Here is a 20,146-nt window from a genome sequence, read left to right on the forward strand (position 1 = left end):
CCCCTCTAGGACTCCCCCCGCCCGTATCGGGTGGGGCGCTTGTGGAGTGGGGCCGGGATGATGGGGTTATGCGTTTTGAGGTGTGGGCGCCTGGGGTGCGGCGGGTTGGGTTGTGGCATGAGGGTGGGGTGTATGGCATGGACCGCTCGCCCACCCATGAGGGGTGGTGGCAGGCGGAGGTGCGTACGTGGGACGGGGCGCGTTACGGGTTCTCGCTCGACGGTGGGGGCGTGTTGCCTGATCCGCGGTCGCGGCGTCAGCCGGACGGGCCCGAGGGGCTCAGTGCGGTGGTTGACCATGACGGTGATGGGTGGCGGCACGCGTGGAGGGGGCGGCCGTTGCCGGGGGCTGTTCTCTACGAGGTGCACATCGGGACGTTCACTCGTGAGGGGACGTTCGACGGGGCGCGGGAGCGGTTGGCGCATGTGGCGGGGCTGGGGGTCACGCATGTCGAGTTGATGCCGGTGTGCCCGTTCCCCGGTACTCATGGCTGGGGGTACGACGGGGTGGCGCCGTGGGCCGTGCACGAGCCGTACGGGGGACCCGTCGGGTTGAAGCGGTTCGTGGACGCGGCGCATGGGCAGGGGCTCGGGGTCGTTCTGGATGTGGTGCACAACCATCTGGGGCCTTCCGGGAACCATCTGCCCGCGTTCGGGCCCTACTTCACGGAGCGGCATCGGACGCCGTGGGGTGCGGCCGTCAATCTGGACGGGCCAGGTTCTGACGAGGTGCGGGGGTATCTCATCGGCAGTGCCCTGGCGTTCCTGCGGGACTACCAGCTCGACGGGCTGCGCCTGGACGCCGTGCACGCGCTCGCCGACACACGCGCGGAGCACTTCCTCGCCGAGTTGTCGGAGGCTGTGGACACGATGGCGGCGCGTACGGGCAGGCCGCTCTTCCTGATCGCCGAGTCGGACCTCAACGATCCCCGTACGACGGCGCCGCGCACGGTCAACGGGCACGGTGTGCACGCCCAGTGGAACGACGACTTCCACCATGCGCTGCATGTGGCGGTGACCGGGGAGTCGGATGGCTATTACGCCGACTTCGCACGCTCGGAGGATGGGCCGCTCGGTGCGTTGGCCAAGACGCTGACCGGTGCGTTCTTCCACGACGGCGGGTATTCGAGTTTCCGTGGGCGGCGGCACGGGCGTGCGGTGCGGCCCGAGACGGCCACTCCGGCGCACCGTTTTCTCGCGTACGCGCAGACGCACGACCAGGTCGGCAACCGCGCGCTGGGCGAACGGCTGTCCGCGCTGGCCCCGACCGGGCTGCTCGCGTGTGCGGCGGCGCTCGTTCTGCTGTCGCCGGGTACGCCGCTGCTGTTCATGGGCGAGGAGTGGGGCGCGGGCACACCCTGGCAGTACTTCACCGATCACCAGGACGCGGAGCTGGCAGAGGCCGTACGGCAGGGCAGGCGGCGGGAGTTCGCGGCGCACGGGTGGCCGGCCGAGCGGGTTCCCGATCCGCAGGACCCGGCCACGCGCGAGCGTTCCTGTCTCGACTGGAACGAGCCTGAACGTGCCCCGCACGCCGAACTCCTGGAGTGGTACCGCGCTTTGGCTTCGCTGCGGCACTCGCATCCGCTTCTCGCGCACACGCCGCTCGGTGACGCGCGGGTCACCCGTTCTCCGGCGGACTCGGAGGACCGCTGGCTGCTGCTGCGCAACGGGCCGCTCCACGTCGCGGTGAACCTCGCGGGCGACCGTACGGCACAGATCCCGCTGCCCACCTCGCACGCGGTACTCCTCACGGCGTGGGACCCGGGCACGCGGCTGGACGAGGGTGTGCTGTCGCTGCCGCCCGAGTCGGCGGCCGTACTGCACTGAGTGCCCGGCAGGCTCACTCAGCGGCGGGCGGTGCGACCGGGGCCGGGGAAGAACTGCCGCTGACGGGCCGCGTCCCCTGGCCGTCCGGGAGCACCCGCCCCCGCACCGGGTGCGCACCGGCGGGTGGCGGTGTGCCGTGCCCCGTCGAGGACGGCAGGAAGGCCGCGATCACCAGCCCGAGCAGGGCCGCTCCCGCTGCGATCAGGAAGGCGGTACGGAACCCGTCCAGGTTGGGCACCTCGGTGTTCCCGAGCGGGCTGGACATCCTGGCGAGCACGACGCCGACGACGGCGCTGGAGGTCGAGGTGCCGATCGAACGCATCAGCGTGTTCAGCCCGTTGGCCGCGCCGGACTCGGAGGGGTCGACGGCCCCGAGTATCAGTGCGGGCATCGCGGAGTAGGCGATGCCGATCCCCACGCCGACGAGGACGGCCAGCACCACGGTCTGCCAGACGGCGCCCACCAGCTGGGTGCCCAGGAGGTAGCCGGCGGCGAGGATCACGAGCCCGGTCATCAGCGACACCTTCGGCCCGCGTGCGGCGGACAGCCGGGCCGACAGGGAGGAGACCAGCATCATCGCGACCCCCATGGGCGCCACGCACAGCCCCGCGACGACCATGGACTGCCCCAGCCCGTACCCCGTCGAGGTGGGGAGCTGGAGCAGCTGCGGGAGCACGAGCGTGGCGGCGTAGAAGGCGAGCCCGACCATGATCGAGGCGAGGTTGGTGAGCAGCACCTGACGGCGTGCAGTGGTACGCAGGTCGACCAGCGGGTCCTTGATACGCAGTTCCAGCGTGCCCCACAGCACGAAGATCACCGCGGCGGCGGCGAACAGCCCGAGCACGGCCGGGCTGCCCCAGCCCCAGTCCCCGCCCTTGGAAACCGGCAGCAGCAGCGCCACCAGGCCGGCCGAGAGCCCGAACGTGCCCAGCACATCGAAGCGCCCCGGGGTACGCAGCGGGGACTCGGGCACGAGCAGGCGCACCAGCACCATGGCCAGCACCCCGATACCGGCCGAGCCGAAGAAGAGGACGTGCCAGTCGGTGTACTGCGCCACGTAGGCGGCCAGCGGCATGCCGAGCGCGCCGCCCACGCCGAGCGACGAACTCATGAACGCCATCGCGGAGCCCAGCCGCTCGGGCGGCAGTTCGTCCCGCATGATGCTGATGCCCAGCGGGATCGCCCCCATCGCAAACCCCTGCACCGCGCGCCCCACCACCATCGGCACCAGCTCCGAGGTGAACGCGCAGACCAGCGATCCGAGCACCATCAGCCCGAGGCTGAGCAGCACGAGCCTGCGCTTGCCGTACAGGTCACCGAGCCTGCCCATGATCGGGGTGGCGACGGCGCCGGAGAGGAGGGTGGAGGTGATCACCCAGGAGGCGTTGGACGTCGTGGTGTCCAGCAGCGTGGGCAGTTGCGCGATGATCGGCACGATCAGCGTCTGCATCACGGCGACGGAGATCCCCCCGAACGCCAGCACCGGCACGATCCACCGCGCCCCACGCCCGCCGCCTGTCCGAACCTGTCCGTCCACGGACTCCCCCACGCTCGCTCCCGCCCCAGGTGAGACCCGCCGTCCGGGCCATCCGCATGCAGCGTACAAACGAACGTCCGGCGGGCGTTCGCTATTTCGCCATGGGAGACGACCCGACCGGAGCCCCCCTCGACCGGGCCTCGCCCGTCCCGTGGTTCCCGCCCGTTCCCCGCTCATTGACCACCTGTCAATCCCAGGTCAAAGATCGCAACCCCGTCAACGCCGCCAACCCTCGGCCGACCGCCTGTGATTGGCCTGATCCGTGCGGGGGCGGGCAAGCTGATGCGCGGTGGGAATCCGGAGCATGTGCAGCGGCCCGGCAGGCTGCGTACAGCTGCCGGGCCGCTACGACCACGCCTACGGAAAGGGCCGTGTGCGAGGGGGAGTTCGCTGCTGTCCTGAACTCAGCCCTTCGGAGCCAGCTTCAGCGAGATCGAGTTGATGCAGTACCGCTGGTCCGTGGGCGTCGCGTAGCCCTCGCCCTCGAAGACGTGGCCCAGGTGTGAGCCGCAGCGTGCGCAGCGGACCTCGGTGCGGACCATGCCCATCGAGCGGTCGGTGATGAGTTCGACCGCGTCGGAGTCGGCGGGGTCGTAGAAGCTGGGCCATCCGCAGTGGGAGGCGAACTTCGTGTCCGAGCGGAACAGCTCGGCGCCGCAGGCGCGGCACTCGTAGACGCCGGTCGTCTCGGTGTCGGTGTACTCGCCCTTGAAGGCGGGCTCGGTGCCCGCCTCCCGCAGGACGCGGTACTCCTCGGGCGACAGTTCCTGCCGCCACTGCTCTTCCGGCTTGTCGATCTCGTAAGCCATGTCCGCTCCTCCGCGCTTCTCGGGCCGTCCGTCGTCCCCGCGACACGGGGTTGTCCTCGCGACACGGGGGCCGTCCCCGTGGGCGGGGCCCCGCGACACGGGGTTCATCCCGCCAGTGCGGCGAGGATCTTCGGGCCCAGCTCTGTTACGTCCCCCGCTCCCATGGTGAGAACGAGATCACCGGGCCGTGCCATTCCCGCGATCGCCGCCACGGCCTCGTCCGGCGTGGCGACGGGGTGCACGGACGCGTCGGCCACGCGTGCGGCGTCGGTGATGAGTGTGCTGGTCACGCCCGGGATCGGGTCCTCGCGCGCGGGGTAGATCGGCAGCACGACCGAGCCGTCGGCGAGCGCCAGGGCCTCCCCCATCTCCTTGCCCAGCTCCTGGGTACGGCTGAAGAGGTGCGGCTGGAAGAGCACCAGCACCCGGCCCTCGCCTGCGCCGCCCCTGATGGCCTCCAGGTCGGCGGTCATCTCGGTCGGGTGGTGCGCGTAGGAGTCGATGACCTGTACGTCGCGGGCCTGCCCCTTGAGCTGGAGGCGCCGCTTGACCCCTGTGTACGTGCCCAGGGCCACCGCCAGTTCCCGCGCGGGCACGCCCAGCGCGGCACCGGCCGTGAGCGCGGCCACGGCGTTGAGCGCGTAGTGCCGGCCGGGGACCGAGACGCCGAAGGTCAGTTCCTCGCCGTCCAACTCGACGGTCACCTCGCTGGTGAGCCCGCGCTGCGCGATCTTGAGTACGCGCACGTCGGCGCCGTCAGCCTCGCCGTACGTACGGACGGTGGGTGTCGTGGGCCCTGTGTCCGCCGTGCCCGCTGCCCCCGCGCGGACCCTGCGCGCCAGTTCGCACGCGCCGTCCTGGTCGGCGGAGATGACCAGGGTGCCGCCCTCGGTGATACGGCCCGCGAAGATCTCGAAGGACTCGTAGATCTCTTCCATGGACGCGTAGTTGGCGTGGTGGTCCAGCTCGACGTTGAGGACGACGGCGACCTCGGGCGCGTACTTGTGGAAGCTGCGGTCGCTTTCATCCGCCTCCGCCACGAAGATCTCGCCCGCGCCCTGATGGGCGTTGGAGCCCGGCCCGTCCAGGTCGCCGCCGATCGCGTACGAGGGGTCGAGGCCCATCGAGGCGAGGCTGACCGCGAGCATCGAGGTCGTGGTGGTCTTGCCGTGCGTACCGGCGACGGCGAGCGGCCTGAGCCCGTCCATCAGCGCGGCCAGCGCGTCCGAACGGTGCACGACGGGCAGACCACGTGAGGTGGCCTCCGCGACCTCGGGGTTGTCTTCCCTGATGGCGCTGGAGACCACGACGGCGGTGGCGTCGGGCGCGAGGTGCGCGGCGTCGTGGCCGAGGTGCACGGTGACGCCGAGGTCGCGCAGCGCGGTCGCGGTGGCCGACTCCCTCGCGTCACTCCCCGCGACCCGGGCACCACGCCGGGCGAGGATCTTGGCGAGGCCCGACATGCCGGCGCCGCCGATCCCGATGAAGTGCGGTCGTTCCAGTACGGAGGGAGGGGCGGCAGCGGTCATACGGGCATCTCCAGAGGGGCGCTGACGGAATCGCTCCAACCCTAATCCGTGTGCGCCCGGCGACTCCCCGGGGGACAACCCCGAACCCCCGGCCAAACCCACGGACCATTCCTGGCCGAACCCCCGCGCCCCCGGCCCGCCGGCTAGTCGGTGTGCGCGAACAGCTTCAGCACCGGGACGCCGACCTTGTGCCGGGCGCGGGAGGCCCAGTCGCGGTGGAAGAACTCCTCGACCAGGTGCGGCGCCGTCAGCACGATGACCTCGTCGGCGTGGGTCTGCTCGGCGATCGAGGTGAGCAGATCGAGCGGGTGTTCCTCAATGATCTGGCCGACAGCCTCGGACCCGGCTTCTCTGAGACGTTTCAACGAGGCTTCCAGTGCCCGCTCCGCCAGGGACAGCGCCTCTTCCCCCTCCGGCTCCTCGGCCTCGCGCACGGCATCGTCGAGTTCGCCGAGCGCCACGTCGTCCAGTGCACGCAGCAGCCGGTCCTGGTCGCCGCGCGGCTGCATGAGGACGATGAAGGAGACGCTCTCCTCGCCATGGAGCGTCGTCACCAGCTCGACGTCGGCGGACACCAGCGGCTTCTCGATCATCAAGACGGTCGTGATCACGACGGGTGCCCCTTCTTCCTTTTCCGCGGGGCTCGGGGGCCCCGAAAGAAACCATCCTGCCCCGTGTTCGCAAGGGGCCTGCGCTTGTCAGTCTGCCCAGTCACGAATAAGCGGAACGTGTCATTCCGCTGATTGTCGAATGCGACGGTATCGCGTGAAGAGGAAGCCCTCCTCCTCCAGCACTCCCTCAAGAACGAAGCCCTCGGGCTCCGCGAGCAACGGGCCCTTCATGATCCGCGGCGCCTCACCGATGGTGATCCGGGGCGCCACGGACAGACACAGCTCGTCGAGTACCCCGGCCTCCGCGAAAGCACCCAGCAATGTCGGCCCGCCCTCCGTCAGCTGCCGCCGCAGCCCGCGCTCAGCCAGCACGCCCGGCACTCTGGCCGGATCCACGCCCGCACCCTCGCCCGCGAGCACCACCTCGGCGCCCGCCTCCCTCGCCAGCGCTATGCGCTCGGCCGGTGCGTCCTCGCCCGTGACGACCAGGGTCGGCACCAGCGGTTCGGTGAACAGCGGCAGCGAGAAGTCCAGTTCCATGCTGGCGGTGACCACGGCGATGGCGGGCACGGGCGCCTGACCGCTCGCCGCCCTCCGCTCGGCGAAGACCTCGCGCCGCCTGGCCGGGCGGTATCCCTCCTGGCGTACCGTCTCGGCGCCCACGACGACGACGTCGGCGAGCGCCCGCAGCACACCGAAGATCCGCATGTCCGCCTGGCACGACAGCGGCTGTGACCTGCCGCCGTGGTGGATGGCGCCGTCCAGCGAGGCCACCATGTTGCCCCGCAGCCACGCGCCCTCCGTACGACCGGACACGTCCTCGGTACGACCGGCCACACCCTCCGTATGACCGGCCACGCCCGCCGTCCCGCCCGCGCCGCTCTTCCCGGGTGCGCCGCTTTCCCCGCCTGCGCCGCTCTTCCCGCCCGCGGCGTGCGCGGCGTCCGGATACGCGTATTCGTCGGCGATCTCTTGCAGGTTCCACTGCGGAGAGGGTGACGTGGCGGAGCTGGATAGGAACAGGCGTCGCATACGCCGCAGTGTGGCACGGAGCACGCCCGCGGGCCCGCTCACCTGGGGCCCCCGTTCTTCCGGGCCGACTAGCATGACAAATGTGTCAACCACCGAAGCGCGCATATCCGAGACCGGCACTCCCGGCGAGGGCCACGGGTGCCCGGCCGCGCTCAGCGAGCGCAGGCCGCACGTCCCCGCCGACCAGCTCGTGGCCGAGATGGTGCCGCCCCCGCGCTTCGACGGGGTGCGCTTCTCCACCTACATACCGGACCCGGCGCAGCCGAGCCAGACCGAGGCGGTACGGGTCCTGAGCAGCTTCGCCGAAGGGCTGAGCGGCGGCGCGCACGGCGAAGGCGGCAGAAGGAACGACGGCGGTGCGAAGGGCACGGGGCGTAAGCGCTGGTTCCGGCGCGAGGCCAGGCCCGCCGCGCCCGCGGGGCCTCGCGGTGTCTACCTCGACGGCGGCTACGGCGTCGGCAAGACCCACCTGCTCGCCTCCCTGTGGCACGCGGCGCCCGCCGCGCCCGAACGCAAGGCGTTCGGCACCTTCGTGGAGCTGACCAACCTCGTCGGAGCGCTCGGCTTCCAGCAGACCGTCGCGACGCTCAGCGGCCACCAGCTGCTGTGCATCGACGAGTTCGAACTGGACGACCCCGGTGACACGGTGCTCGTCTCCAGCCTGCTGGCGCGGCTGGTCGAGAACGGGGTCGCGCTGGCCGCCACCTCCAACACCCTGCCGGGCAAGCTGGGCGAAGGGCGGTTCGCCGCGGCCGACTTCCTGCGTGAGATCCAGGGCCTCTCGGCGCACTTCCGTACCCTCCGCATCGACGGGGACGACTACCGCCACCGGGGCCTGCCCGAGGCGCCCCCGCCGTACACCGAGGACGAGGTGACCCGCGCCGCCTACCGCACGCCCGGCGCCTCCCTCGACGCCTTCCCCACGCTGCTCGACCACCTCTCCCAGGTCCACCCGAGCCGGTACGGGGCGCTGGTCGGCGACATCGCGGCCGTCTGCCTGACCGAGGTGGCACCGGTCCCCGACCAGTCGACGGCGCTGCGCCTGGTCGTGCTGGCCGACCGGCTGTACGACCGCGAGGTGCCGGTGCTGGCCTCCGGGGTGCCCTTCGACGAGCTGTTCAGCGAGGAGATGCTGAACGGCGGCTACCGCAAGAAGTACTTCCGCGCGATCTCCCGGCTGACGGCACTGGCCCGCGACGCGAAGGAACTGGGCGCCGCGTAGCGCCGCCGGACTCGCGCCGGGCTCGCGGACGCACCGGGAACGGGCACGGGGCACGGGCACGGGCGAGGGACGTACGGGCGAGGCGGCTCACGGCGGACGTACGGGGCCGGGGGTTCCGGCGGGCGCGCGGCGCAACTGCTCCGCGCGTAGAACGAGTTGACGCACAGGCGATGTGCGCCCGCGCATGCGCGTGGTACACACACGGGGTCATCACCTGTCCGCCAACAGGGGAGAGTGCCCGATGCCCACGACACGACGTCAAGCGCTGGCGAGAACCGGCGCCGTTGGGGCGGCAGTCGCCTTCAGCGGCGCGCTCTCTGAACTGTTCGCGGGGACCGCCGAGGCCCAGGCCACCGGCGGGAAGGCGGGCTACGGCCCGCTCGTCCCCGACCCCGAAGGGCTGCTCGATCTGCCCAAGGGCTTCCACTACAAGGTGCTGTCGCGCGAGGGCGACCCGATGCGCTCCGGAGAGGGCAAGGTCCCCAGCAACCACGACGGCATGGCCGCCTTCCCCGCCTCCCGCTCACACGGGCACGGCAACGGCAAGGGACACGGCAACGGCAGCGGGCACGGCAAGGGCGTCACCTGGCTCGTGCGCAACCACGAGAACCGGATGAGCGGCCGGATAGCCGTACCCACGGTCAAGGGCCTCACCTACGACCCGGAGGCCAAGGGCGGCTGCACCGTCCTGGAGCTGGACCGGCACAACAACGTCCTCGACGAGCGCGTCGGTATCGCCGGCACCTCCACCAACTGCGCGGGCGGGCCCAGCCTCTGGGACACCTGGCTGACCTGCGAGGAGACCGAGTTCAAGGCCGGCGAGGAGGGCCATACCAAGGACCACGGCTACATATTCGAGGTCGGCTTCGACCGCAGACGGCCCACCTCCGTCGAACCGCTCAAGGCGATGGGCCGCTTCCAGCACGAGGCCGTCGCCTTCGATCCCCGTACCGGCGCGGTCTACGAGACCGAGGACGCGTTCGACAAGCCGTTCGGCCTCTTCTACCGCTTCCTGCCCAGGAAGCCCAAGGGCGGCTACGGTTCGCTGCACGCGGGCGGCCGGCTGGAGGCCATGCGGGTGCCCGGCGTACCCGACCTGTCAGCGGTCACCGAGACCGGAAAGAGCTTCGGCGGCATCGAATGGGTCGAGGTCCCCGACCCCGAGGCCAAGGAAACCCCCATACGTTTCCAGGACTTCGGCAAGGGCGGCATCACCCACGCCCAGAAGCTGGAGGGCTGCTACTGGGGCGGCTCCAGCGTCTACTTCGTCTCCAGCTTCGCGCACAGTTCCGAGGGCTCACAGGGTGACCACCTCGGCCAGGTCTGGCGCTACGACCCGCGCCGCAACCGCCTCACCCTCGTCATCGTCTTCGGGCCCGAAACGGACATCCAGCTCCCCGGCTCCGAACCCGACAACATCTGCCTCGCCCCCAGCGGCGGCCTGATGGTGTGCGAGGACGGCGGCGGGGCGCAGCACGTCTTCGGTGTCACCAAGCGCGGCAAGGTCTACGCCATGGCGCGCGGAGCCCAGAACATCGGTACTCCCGACAAGCCCGAATGGGGCGAGTTCGCGGGCGCCGCCTTCTCCCCCGACCACCGCACGATGTACCTCAACTGCTATACGCCCGGCACCACTTTCGCCATCACCGGGCCCTGGGAGCACTGAACCCGGCAGGTACGCGGCAGCCCGGAAGCGGCATGGGCACACGGGCGGTGGGACGGGGCGAGGCGGACACCCCGCCCCGTCCCACCGCGCCCCCACCTCATACGCCTCAGTGGGGAGCGCGGCCAGAGCCCGTGGGTCTCACCTGTCGGCTTCCGGCTCAGGCTGCCGGCCGTACGCGCGGGGTGCTCGCTGACCGTACGCACGTGCCACGGTGGCCGGGCCGTCAGCAGGGCGCGCAGGGTTTCGGCGAACTCGCCGGCTCCCAGCCGCTCCAGCCACGCGCGGCCCTCGCGTTCGGCGGCACGGGTGCGCAGGCCCCGTACGCGGCCGAGGTGGGTGAGGTAGCCGAGTGCGGTCAGCGGCAGCGCCGGGGGAAAACGTTCGGGTACGTAACCGCGTACGGACGGCCGTCCGCTGACGCGGCCCGCGCTGGGCGCCTCGATACCGGCGAGCATCCGCAGCAGGGTGGACTTGCCGCCTCCGTTGGGCCCCTCGATCCGCACGGCGGTCCCCGCGTGCACCTCCAGATCCAGCCCCCGCAGCACCCAGGGGCCCGCTGTGCCGTAGCGGCGCCCCACGCCCTCCAGCCTCATGGTCCAGCTCATGGCCAGACGCTAGCCGCTGGCAGACTGGTCAGGTGACCGATTCCCCTTCCCCCTCCGGCCTCTCCGCCCCGTCCGCACCCTCAGCGGCCTCGCCCGATCCCGCGCAGACGTCCGGCCCCGGACCGGACACACCGCGGGTGCCGGAGGCCGAGCCCTCCGCCGAGGAGGGCAGGTTCGTGCTGCCGCTCGTCGTGCGTATCGAACGCGCGGTGCCGCCGACCCGTACCGACGCGATGGAGACGGCGGCCCGCGCCGTCCTCACCTTCCTCGCCGATCCGCGTACGGACGAGGAGACCGGCGAGTGGCACAAGCGGGTGCGGCTGTGGGAGGAACGCGGCATCCGCAAGGTCGTACGCCGTGCGCGCGGTTCCGAGTGGCGCCGCACCGAGCCCCTGGAGGGGATCACGCTCGCCGCCCGTACGGCCGAGGTCCGGGTCTTCCCGCCCGTACCGCTCGACGGCTGGCCCAGGGAACTCTCCCGCCTCCAGGTCTCCGGCACCGACCTGGAGGACCCGGAACCCCCGCCTCCGCCGGAGGCCGGAGAGCCCGTGCTGTGGCTGAGCCCCGTACTGGAGATGACGGCGGGCAAGGCCATGGCACAGGCAGCGCACGCAGCGCAGCTCGCCTGGTGGGACCTGTCCGAGCCTGCCCGCGTTTCCTGGCGCGACGCCGCCTTCCCGCTCGCCGTCCGCGTGGCACGCGACGCGCGCCACTGGGAGTCGCTCACCACGAGCGGCCTGCCCGTCGTACGGGACGCGGGCTTCACCGAGATCGCCCCCGGCTCCTGCACGGTCGTCGCCGAACACCCGGCCCTGCGCCCGCCGTCCACACCGCGCGACTCCGGGTGAACCGAGCGGGGTGAGGATTCGTCCTCTCCTGTGGAGGCGTCGGCGCGCAGGAGACACGGCGGCGGGAAGAGCAGCGCACGGGGAGCGGGGGAGGGACGCGCATGGAACCCATGGAGCGGCTGGGGGTCGGTATCGGCTGGCGGCCGGAGATCGCGGACGCCATCGGGGACCCGGCGGCCCTGCCCGGCCTGGACTGGGTGGAGGTCGTGGCCGAGAACATCCACCCCGACCGGCTGCCCGAAGCGCTGCTGCGGCTGCGCGAGCGCGGCACCACGGTCGTACCGCACGGTGTCGCGCTCGGTCTCGGCGGCGCCGAACGCCCTGACCCCGCGCGGCTGCGCGCCCTGGCCGAGCGCGCTGAGGCACTGGACGCGCCGCTGGTCAGCGAGCACATCGCGTTCGTACGCGCCGGAGGGCCCGGCACGGGCGTGGCAGGGATGGAGGCGGGCCATCTGCTGCCCGTTCCGCGTACGGGGGACGCGCTGGACGTGCTGTGCGAGAACGTCCGCATCGCGCAGGACGCGCTCCCCGTACCGCTGGCCGTCGAGAACATCGCCGCGCTCGTCAACTGGCCCGACGAGGACATGACCGAGGGCGCCTTCCTCGCCGAGCTGGTGGAACGCACGGGCGTACGGCTGCTCATCGACGTGGCCAACCTGCACACCAACCACGTCAACCGCGGCGAGGACCCCGCAACGGCGCTCGCCGAACTCCCCCTGGAGGCCCTCGCGTACGTCCATGTCGCGGGCGGTGTCGAACGGGACGGCGTCTGGCACGACAGCCACGCACACCCTGTGACCCGGCCCGTCCTGGACGTGCTCGCCGAACTGTGCGCGCGCACGACACCGCCGGGCGTCCTGCTCGAACGCGACGAGGACTTCCCGCACCCCGCCGAACTGGCCGCCGAACTGGACACGATCCGCGCGACCCTGCGCGAGACGGCCCACCATGCCTGACGCCCCGCACCCCGCCGAGCCCGCACGCATACCCGGCGCAGCGAGCGCGCCCGAAGACCCCGGTACGCCGGACACGGCAGGCACGCCCCACCCCGCGCCCACACCTGACGCCCCGCACGCGACCGACGCCGCGCGCGAACGCCTGGCGCGGGCGCAGGCCGGGTTGCTGGCCGCGCTGGTCGCGGGGGCGCCGGTGCCCGCCGGGTTCGACGGGGAGCGTCTCGCCGTGCAGAGCAGGGCCCTGCTCGCCAAACGGGCCGGCGTCGTCGCGAAGGTCGCCCCCGAACTCCCCCGGCTGCTCGGCACCGCGCGCTACCACGAGGAGTTCCTCGCCTACGCCACCGACCGCCCCATGACCGCCGGTTACCGCCATGACGCGCTGGCCTTCGCCGCCCATGTCCTCGACCACGCTGACCTGTCCCCCAGGGTCCGGCACGCCCTCGGTACCTGGCACGCCGACAGGGCGGCGCCCGTTCCTCCCACGCGGTGGCAGCGCCTCCTGCGTTCCCTGCCCCCGCGCACTGTTCGCCGGATCGGGTGACCCGGGACGACACGGGATGACGACGCTTTACATCAACTGATAAGCCGCTGAGCATCCGGAACATCGTGCACGCGTCATGCGGGCAGTGGTCCGAGGAACGGAGACTCAGTGCGCAGAGCGGCAGTTCACTCCACGGTCGGTGCCCTGGCCCTCACTATCAGCGTCGCGGGAACGGCGGCCACGGCTGGACCGGCGGCCACGGCGGCCACGGCTGGACCGGCGGCCACGCCAGGTACGGGGGGAGCTGAGCCCGCCGTCCCCGGCGTCCCCGCCATCTCCGCCGGTCTTCCGGACGGCCCGGTGGAGGCGATGGGAGTGCGGAGCGCGGCGCGCGCCGCCGCTGCCACGGGGATCGGCTGGAAGAAGTGCCCCGAGGCCGAGGAGATGCCCCGCACCGTGGAGTGCGGCACGGTCTCGGTGCCGGTCGACTACGCGGAGCCGGGCGGCAAGCAGATCGCGCTCACCGTGAGCAGATCCCGCGCCACGGGCCCCAAGGCGGAGCGGCTGGGCCCGCTGGTCTACAACCCGGGCGGCCCCGGCGGCAACGGCATGAACTTCGCGCTCCACGGCAAGCTCGCCGGCGTATGGAAGCACCTCAACGCGCGCTACGACTTCGTCGGCTACGCACCGCGCGGTGTCGGCAGGTCGGGGCCGCTCTCGTGCCAGGACCCCAAGCGCTTCCTGCAGGGGCCGAACACCTCGCCGCTGCGCCCGACGAACGCCTACAAGCGGAAGATGAACGCGCGGGCAGCGGCCTACGCCGAGGGCTGCGCGAAGGCGCAGCCCGACAGGCTGCCGCACTACACGACGGTGAACAACGCCAGGGACCTCGATGTGCTGCGTGCGGCCCTCGGCCGGCGGAAGCTGAACTTCTTCGGCGTCTCGTACGGCACCTACATCGGCTCCGTCTACGCGACGCTCTTCCCCGGCCACGTGCGCCGCCTGGTGCTCGACAGCGTCGTCGACCCGTCGCAGGACAGCATCTGGTACCGGTCGAACCTGGGCCAGAACCACGCGTTCGAGACGCGCTGGAGCGACTGGAAGAAGTGGACGGCCAAGCACCACGCCACCTACGGACTGGGCCGTACACCGCGACAGGTGCAGGCGGCCTTCGACCGCGTACGAGCCGCCGCCGACCGCGAGCCGGTGGGCCGGAAGGTGGGGTCGAAGGAGCTGGTGGCCGCGTTCCTGGACACCGGCTACTCGGACTCGTCCTGGCCGAAGCACGCGCACGCGCTCTCCCGGTACCGGAAGGGCGACCCGAAGCCGCTCCTCAAGGAGGCGACGCCTGACCTGGCTTCGGCGAAGAAGGAGGAGAACAGCAACGCCGTCTACAACGCCGTGGAGTGCAACGACGCGCCCTGGCCCCGCGACTGGGCCACCTGGGACCGCGACAACACCGCCTCGGCAGCCGTCGCCCCGTTCAACACCTGGGACAACGCGTGGATGAACCTGCCCTGCGCCTACTGGAAGACCGTCCCCACACGCCCCCTGGAGGTGGGTACCGGGCCGGGCCGCCTCCCTCCGGTGCTGCTGCTCGCGGCGACCCGGGACGCGGCCACCCCGTACCACGGAGCGCTGGAGACCCGGCGCAGGCTGTCCGGCTCCTCCCTGGTGACGGAGAAGGGCGCGGGCACCCACGGCGTGACGGGCGGCAACAAGTGCGCCGACGCACACCTGGAGCGCTACTTGCTGGAGGGCAAGACACCGGGCGACCACGCGGAGTGCGCGGCACGCCCGGAGCCCGAACCCGGTACGAAGAAGAGCGCGCAGACCAAGGCCGCCGACCTGGCCGAACCGGCCCGCTGACCGGGCCGCGCCTACGCCGGCCGGCCACCTCGACATCCACGCACACGCACACGTCCACGTCCACGCACACGCTCATGTCCACGCACACGCACACGTCCACGTCCACACACACGTCCACACCCGCGTTCACGTCCACGCCCGCGAGGGTGCGCGGCCCGGTCCTTCGGACGCGCTTCAGCCGTCAGGCCAGTCCGGCGACCAGTTCGGCGACGGCCTTGCGGCGGCCGGTGTAGAAGGGGACCTCCTCGCGCACGTGCCGCCGCGCCTCGGAACCGCGCAGGTGCCGCATGAGGTCGACGATGCGGTGCAGCTCGTCGGCCTCGAACGCGAGGATCCACTCGTAGTCGCCCAGCGAGAAGGCGGGCACGGTGTTGGCGCGCACGTCGGCGAAACCGCGGGCCATCTTGCCGTGGTCGGCGAGCATCGTGCGGCGCTCGTCGTCGGGCAGCAGGTACCACTCGTAGGAGCGCACGAAGGGGTAGACGCTCACATAGGCGCGCGCTTCCTCGTCGGCGAGGAAGGCGGGGATGTGCGACTTGTTGAACTCGGCGGGGCGGTGCAGCGCCATGTTCGACCAGACGGGCTCCAGCGCGCGGCCCAGCTTGGTGCGGCGGAAGCGGTTGTACGCGTCCTGCAGCGCGTCGGAGTCCTCGGCGTGCCACCAGATCATCAGGTCGGCGTCGGCACGCAGCCCGGAGACGTCGTAGGTACCGCGGACGACGACGTCCTTCGCGGCGAGCTGGCCGAACAGCTCCTCGACCTCGTCCGCGTAACCGGAGCGGTCCTCGGGGAGCACGTCGCGCAGCCGGAAGACCGACCACAGGGTGTAGCGGATGACCTCGTTGAGGTCCTTGGCCTTCTTGCCCGCGTTGGCGGTCTTCTGCGGTGCCTCGGTCGTATCGCTCATGGCGTTATTCTCGCTCGCTCTTCTCCCCCGCCCGCGCGAGGGTCGTTCCTGTGGTTCCGGGCAGGACACGCCCGGCGGCTCGCCGCCCGCTCGCGACGCAGGCCGGGATGCCCACGCCTTCGAACGCGGCGCCCGCGAGGGCCAGCCCCGGCACGGCGCCGACGGCCGCCTCGATGCGCGCGACCCGGTCCAGGTGCCCGACGGGGTACTGCGGCAGGCCGCCGTACCAGCGCGTCACCAGGGAGTCGACGGGGCGCGCTGCCAGCCCGGTCGCGGCGTGCAGGTCGCGCAGGGACAGCTCGACCAGCTCCGCGTCGTCCCGCGCCAGCACGGCCTCCTCGCCGATCCGGCCGAGCGAGGTACGCAGCACGCACAGCGAGGGGTCCTGGGCAGCGACCCAGCCCCATTTGTGGGTGGAGAAGGTGGACGCCTTGATGGAGCGCCCCTCGACGGGCGGCACCAGGAACCCGCTGCCCGCGGGGAGTTCACCGGTCTCGGCCCTGCGGAAGGCGAGGGTGACCAGGGCCATGGAGGCGTACTCGATCCGCTCCAGCTCGCCCGCCGCCGCGGGCACCTCGGCGGTCAGCAGCCGCGCGGCCGACGGTGCGGGCAGGGCCAGGACGACGGCGTCGGCTGTGAGCGTCTCGTGGTCGGTGACGGCGGTCCACGCCGCATCAGGGCCGCGCCGCAGCTTCCGTACGGGGGTGCTGAGCCTGATGTCGGCGCCCGCTGCGGCGCACGCGGCGGCGACCGCCATCGGCAGCCGTCCGATGCCGCCCTCGATCCCCATGAACACCGGGCTCTGCGGGCTGCCGACCGCTTCCTGCGCCGCCGCCGCGCGCTCCTGGAGTGCCCGCACTCCCGCGAGCAGGGAGCGCTCGTCACGGGCCGCCTCGAAGAGCTGCGGCACGGCGGCGCGCATCGAGATCTGGTAGGCGTCGCCCGCGTACACGCCGCCGAGCAGCGGTTCGACGAGCCGGTCGACGACCTCGCGGCCGAGCCGTTCAGCGACGTAGGCGCCGACGGCGACATCGTCACCGACCTCGGTACGGGGCAGCCGCGCGTCCTCCGCGATGCGCGCGAGCCCGTCGGGCGAGAGCACCTCGCCCAGTGTCGCGGGGTCACCCGGCACGCCCATCACATGTCCCTTGGGCATCGGCCGCACCTGGCCCCTGGTCCAGAGCGCACCGCCGGCGACGGCGGGTGGCTGGAGCGCGTCACCGAGTCCGACGGCACGTGCGAGGCCGACCGCCTCCGGGCGCCTGGCCAGCATGGACTCGGCTCCCAGATCGACGGCGGCGGTTCCGGCGACGCTGCCTGCGTGCAGTTTGCCGCCGAGCCGCGTGTCCGCCTCCAGCACGGTCACCCGGGCGCCGTCCGCCAGGAGTTGGTGCGCGGCGGACAGGCCGGAGATGCCGCCTCCGATGACAAGTACGTGCATATGCGCAGTCTCGCAGAGCGGTACGCGCCCCCCTCGCCCGGCCCCGTCACGGCCGCTCCCCCGGCACACGCGGGCCGTCCCGACCACCTCCCGGCTGCCTCCCGGCACGGGCACGCATAGCGTGGGCCACGGCAGTTGGGCCGCGACAGCGCGGTCCGTACGGGCCAGACGGCGGCGGAACGGCCGGAACGACGGCGAAGGGAGCATCCGCGATGGCGGCTGCGGAGCGCATGGTGGTCATCGGGGGCGACGCGACAGGGATGTCGGCCGCCTCTCAGGCACGCAGGCTCAAAAAGCCGGAGGAGCTGGAGATCGTCGCCTTCGAACGCGGCCACTTCGCCTCCTTCTCGGCCTGCGGCATCCCGTACTGGGTGGGCGGCGACGTCACCGGCAGGGACAACCTGATCGCGCGCACACCCGAGGAGCACCGCGCGCGCTCCATCGACCTCCGCATGCACACGGAGGTGACCGAACTGGACGTGCCGGGTCAGCGGGTACGCGTGACCGAGCACGAGGACGGCGGACCGGGCACGCAGCGGTGGGTCGGCTACGACCAGCTCGTGCTGGCCACAGGCGCCCGCCCGGTCCGCCCGCCGCTGCCCGGCATCGAGGCACCAGGCGTCTACGGCGTGCAGACCCTGGACGACGGACAGGCGCTGATCGACGCGCTGGAGAAGAACGAGGACCTCGCGGGCGAAGGGGCTCCAGGGGGAGGCGACGGCGTACGCAGGGCCGTGGTCGTCGGCGCCGGTTACATCGGCGTGGAGATGGCCGAGGCGTTCGTCAACCGCGGCTACCAGGTCACCGTCATCGACCGCGGGCAGCAGCCGATGTCCACGCTCGACCCCGACATGGGCGCGCTGGTGTACGACGCGATGTGCGCCATGGGCATCGAGACCGTACGGAACGCGTCCGTCACCCGGATCCTCACCGACGCGCGGGGCCGGGCCGCCGGGGTGGCGACCGACGACGGGGAGTACCCGGCCGACGTGGTGGTGCTGGGCCTCGGCGTACGGCCCGAGACGGAGCTGGCCGCAGCCGCCGGGCTGCCGCTGGGCGAGTCGGGCGGGCTGCTGACGGACCTGGCGATGCGGGTGCGCGACCACGGGAACATCTGGTCGGGCGGCGACTGCGTCGAGGTGCTCAACCTCGTCTCGGGCCGCCCGCAGCACGTACCGCTGGGCACGCACGCCAACAAGCACGGGCAGATCATCGGCGCGAACATCGGCGGCGACTACGCCACGTTCCCCGGCATCGTCGGTACCGCGGTCAGCAAGGTGTGCGACCTGGAGATCGCCCGTACGGGGCTGCTGGAGCGTCAGGCCGCCGCCGTCGGCCTCCAGTTCGAGACCGTCGTGATCGAGTCCACCAGCCGCGCCGGCTACTACCCCGGCACGAAGCCGATGCACGTCAAGATGATCGCCGAGCGCCGCTCGGGGCGGGTGCTCGGCGTGCAGATCGTCGGCAGGGAGAACGCGGGCAAGCGCGTCGACATCGCCGCCGTTGCCCTGCACGCGGGAATGACGGCGGAGCAGATGACAGGGCTCGACCTGGGCTACGCGCCGCCGTTCTCGCCCGTCTGGGACCCGGTCCTGGTGGCGGCGCGCAAGGCGTCGGCCGCCGTACGCGCCGCACGCCCGAACTGACCGCGCGTACCCGCCGCCACCCCGACCGGCTCGCAGGGCAGCCCTTAGCGGGCCGACTGCTCGTGCACGTACGAGACGAGGTCCGTGAGGGCCTGCGGGTCGGTGTCGGGGAGGACGCCGTGGCCGAGGTTGAAGATGTGGCCCTCCAGCCCGCGTGCCGACTCCAGGATGCGGGCCGCCTGCCGCTCGACGGCCTCGCGGGGCGCGAAGAGCACGGCGGGGTCGAGGTTGCCCTGGACCGCCTTGCCCGGGCCCACGCGCCGCGCGGCCTCGTCCACCGGTACGCGCCAGTCGGCGCCGACGACCTCGGGCCCGGCCTCGCCGAGCAGCCCGAGGAGTTCGCCCGTGCCCACGCCGAAGTGGATACGGGGCACGCCGTAGGAGGCCACGGCGTCGAAGACCTTGGCGGAAGCGGGCAGTACGGAGGCGCGGTAGTCCTCGGGGGCCAGCGCGCCGGCCCACGAGTCGAAGAGCTGCACGGCGCTCGCGCCCGCCTCGATCTGCACCTGCAAGAAGGTGGCCGTGATCCCGGCGAGCCGGTCGAGCAGTTCGGCCCACAGTTCGGGGTCGCCGTACATGAGCGCCTTGGTGTGCTCATGGTTCTTGGAGGGCCCGCCCTCGACGAGGTAGCTGGCCAGCGTGAACGGGGCGCCGGCGAAGCCGATCAGCGGCGTGCTGCCCAGCTCGCGCGTGAGGATGCCGACGGCCTCGGTGACGTAACCGACGTCCTCGGGGTCAAGGGGCCGCAGCCGCTCCAGGTCGGCGCGGGTGCGGATCGGCTTCTCGACGACAGGTCCGACGCCGGGCTTGATGTCGAGGTCGACACCGATGGCCTTGAGCGGAACGACGATGTCGCTGAAGTAGATGGCCGCGTCAACTCCGTGCCTGCGCACGGGTTGCAATGTGATCTCGGCGACGAGATCGGGGCGCATGCACGAGTCCAGCATGGCGATGCCCTCGCGCAACTTCCGGTACTCGGGCAGCGACCGCCCCGCCTGCCGCATGAACCACACCGGCGTATGCGGCACGGTTTCGCGGCGGCACGCACGGAGAAAAGCGGAATCCTGAACGCCGCCAGGGGCGTCCTGTGTCTGCTGGGGCTGGCCCGAGGGGCGGTCTTTTCCACTCACGCCCCGAAGTCTCCCACGGCCGAACGGG

14 protein-coding genes and 2 pseudogenes are annotated in these 20,146 nt (G+C 72.0%); 7 read left to right on the forward strand and 9 right to left on the reverse strand.

The genetic code is table 11. The annotated features are described in order from the left end of the window. Window positions 1–68: 68 nt before the first annotated feature. Window positions 69–1,829: a malto-oligosyltrehalose trehalohydrolase gene (treZ, locus tag NMN56_RS16720; protein WP_274045417.1), complete on the forward strand. Its 1,761-nt coding sequence runs from the start codon at window positions 69–71 to the stop codon at window positions 1,827–1,829. 13 nt (window positions 1,830–1,842) lie between these two features. On the opposite strand, the gene NMN56_RS16725 is transcribed toward treZ, so the two are convergent. The 5 genes from NMN56_RS16725 to NMN56_RS16745 all read right to left on the reverse strand — a co-directional run bounded on the left by NMN56_RS16725 (window position 1,843) and on the right by NMN56_RS16745 (window position 7,347). Further along, entirely contained in the window at window positions 1,843–3,378 is a 1,536-nt protein-coding gene (locus NMN56_RS16725) for an MFS transporter (protein WP_274045416.1), read from the reverse strand. 392 nt (window positions 3,379–3,770) lie between these two features. After that, a complete protein-coding gene (gene msrB / locus NMN56_RS16730; RefSeq protein WP_274045415.1) occupies window positions 3,771–4,175 on the reverse strand; it encodes a peptide-methionine (R)-S-oxide reductase MsrB in 405 nt (134 codons plus the stop codon). 104 nt (window positions 4,176–4,279) lie between these two features. Next, entirely contained in the window at window positions 4,280–5,704 is a 1,425-nt protein-coding gene (murC, locus tag NMN56_RS16735; protein ID WP_274045414.1) for a UDP-N-acetylmuramate--L-alanine ligase, read from the reverse strand. Window positions 5,705–5,847: 143 nt separating this feature from the next. After that, complete coding sequence (locus NMN56_RS16740; RefSeq protein WP_274045413.1) at window positions 5,848–6,315, reverse strand: indole-3-glycerol phosphate synthase; 468 nt, start codon at window positions 6,313–6,315, stop codon at window positions 5,848–5,850. Between the two features lie 120 nt (window positions 6,316–6,435). Beyond that, window positions 6,436–7,347: a pyrimidine reductase family protein gene (locus NMN56_RS16745; RefSeq protein ID WP_274045412.1), complete on the reverse strand. Its 912-nt coding sequence runs from the start codon at window positions 7,345–7,347 to the stop codon at window positions 6,436–6,438. A 73-nt stretch (window positions 7,348–7,420) separates the two neighbouring features. On the opposite strand from NMN56_RS16745, the gene zapE reads away from it, so the two are divergent. Then, a complete protein-coding gene (gene zapE / locus NMN56_RS16750) occupies window positions 7,421–8,569 on the forward strand; it encodes a cell division protein ZapE (RefSeq protein WP_274045411.1) in 1,149 nt (382 codons plus the stop codon). Between the two features lie 241 nt (window positions 8,570–8,810). Then, window positions 8,811–10,235: an alkaline phosphatase PhoX gene (locus NMN56_RS16755; RefSeq protein ID WP_274045409.1), complete on the forward strand. Its 1,425-nt coding sequence runs from the start codon at window positions 8,811–8,813 to the stop codon at window positions 10,233–10,235. A gap of 239 nt (window positions 10,236–10,474) precedes the next feature. Here the strand turns inward: NMN56_RS16755 and NMN56_RS16760 are convergent. Continuing rightward, window positions 10,475–10,828, reverse strand: a pseudogene (locus tag NMN56_RS16760) (ATP-binding cassette domain-containing protein); the annotation flags it as partial. A 44-nt stretch (window positions 10,829–10,872) separates the two neighbouring features. Here NMN56_RS16760 and NMN56_RS16765 point away from each other — a divergent pair. The 3 genes and pseudogenes from NMN56_RS16765 (at window position 10,873) to NMN56_RS16775 (ending at window position 14,994) form a co-directional block, all read left to right on the forward strand. Continuing rightward, window positions 10,873–11,688 carry a peptidyl-tRNA hydrolase gene (locus NMN56_RS16765; RefSeq protein ID WP_430542605.1) on the forward strand — a complete coding sequence of 272 codons (816 nt, stop codon included), beginning with the start codon at window positions 10,873–10,875 and terminating at the stop codon, window positions 11,686–11,688. Between the two features lie 110 nt (window positions 11,689–11,798). Next, a pseudogene (locus tag NMN56_RS16770) lies at window positions 11,799–13,185 on the forward strand (MbnB/TglH/ChrH family RiPP precursor modification enzyme). A 108-nt stretch (window positions 13,186–13,293) separates the two neighbouring features. Beyond that, window positions 13,294–14,994, forward strand: a complete 1,701-nt coding sequence (locus NMN56_RS16775) for an alpha/beta hydrolase (protein ID WP_274045408.1) — start codon at window positions 13,294–13,296, stop codon at window positions 14,992–14,994. 181 nt (window positions 14,995–15,175) lie between these two features. Here the strand turns inward: NMN56_RS16775 and hemQ are convergent, their stop codons facing one another. Both hemQ and hemG read right to left on the reverse strand, forming a co-directional pair. After that, window positions 15,176–15,901 (reverse strand): hydrogen peroxide-dependent heme synthase, encoded by a 726-nt coding sequence (hemQ, locus tag NMN56_RS16780; protein WP_274045407.1) that lies wholly within the window; start codon window positions 15,899–15,901, stop codon window positions 15,176–15,178. A gap of 4 nt (window positions 15,902–15,905) precedes the next feature. Then, on the reverse strand, window positions 15,906–17,342 hold the full coding sequence (hemG, locus tag NMN56_RS16785) for a protoporphyrinogen oxidase (protein WP_274045406.1): 1,437 nt from the start codon (window positions 17,340–17,342) through the stop codon (window positions 15,906–15,908). Between the two features lie 212 nt (window positions 17,343–17,554). Here hemG and NMN56_RS16790 point away from each other — a divergent pair, with 212 nt between their 5' ends. Then, window positions 17,555–18,988 (forward strand): FAD-dependent oxidoreductase, encoded by a 1,434-nt coding sequence (locus NMN56_RS16790; protein WP_274045405.1) that lies wholly within the window; start codon window positions 17,555–17,557, stop codon window positions 18,986–18,988. Window positions 18,989–19,032: 44 nt separating this feature from the next. Here NMN56_RS16790 and hemE read toward each other — a convergent pair whose 3' ends face one another. Further along, complete coding sequence (gene hemE / locus NMN56_RS16795) at window positions 19,033–20,118, reverse strand: uroporphyrinogen decarboxylase (protein WP_274045404.1); 1,086 nt, start codon at window positions 20,116–20,118, stop codon at window positions 19,033–19,035. Window positions 20,119–20,146: the final 28 nt, after the last annotated feature.

Origin of the sequence: Streptomyces iconiensis, from assembly GCF_028657195.3 — a bacterium.
In the GTDB taxonomy this organism is placed as follows: domain Bacteria; phylum Actinomycetota; class Actinomycetes; order Streptomycetales; family Streptomycetaceae; genus Streptomyces; species Streptomyces iconiensis.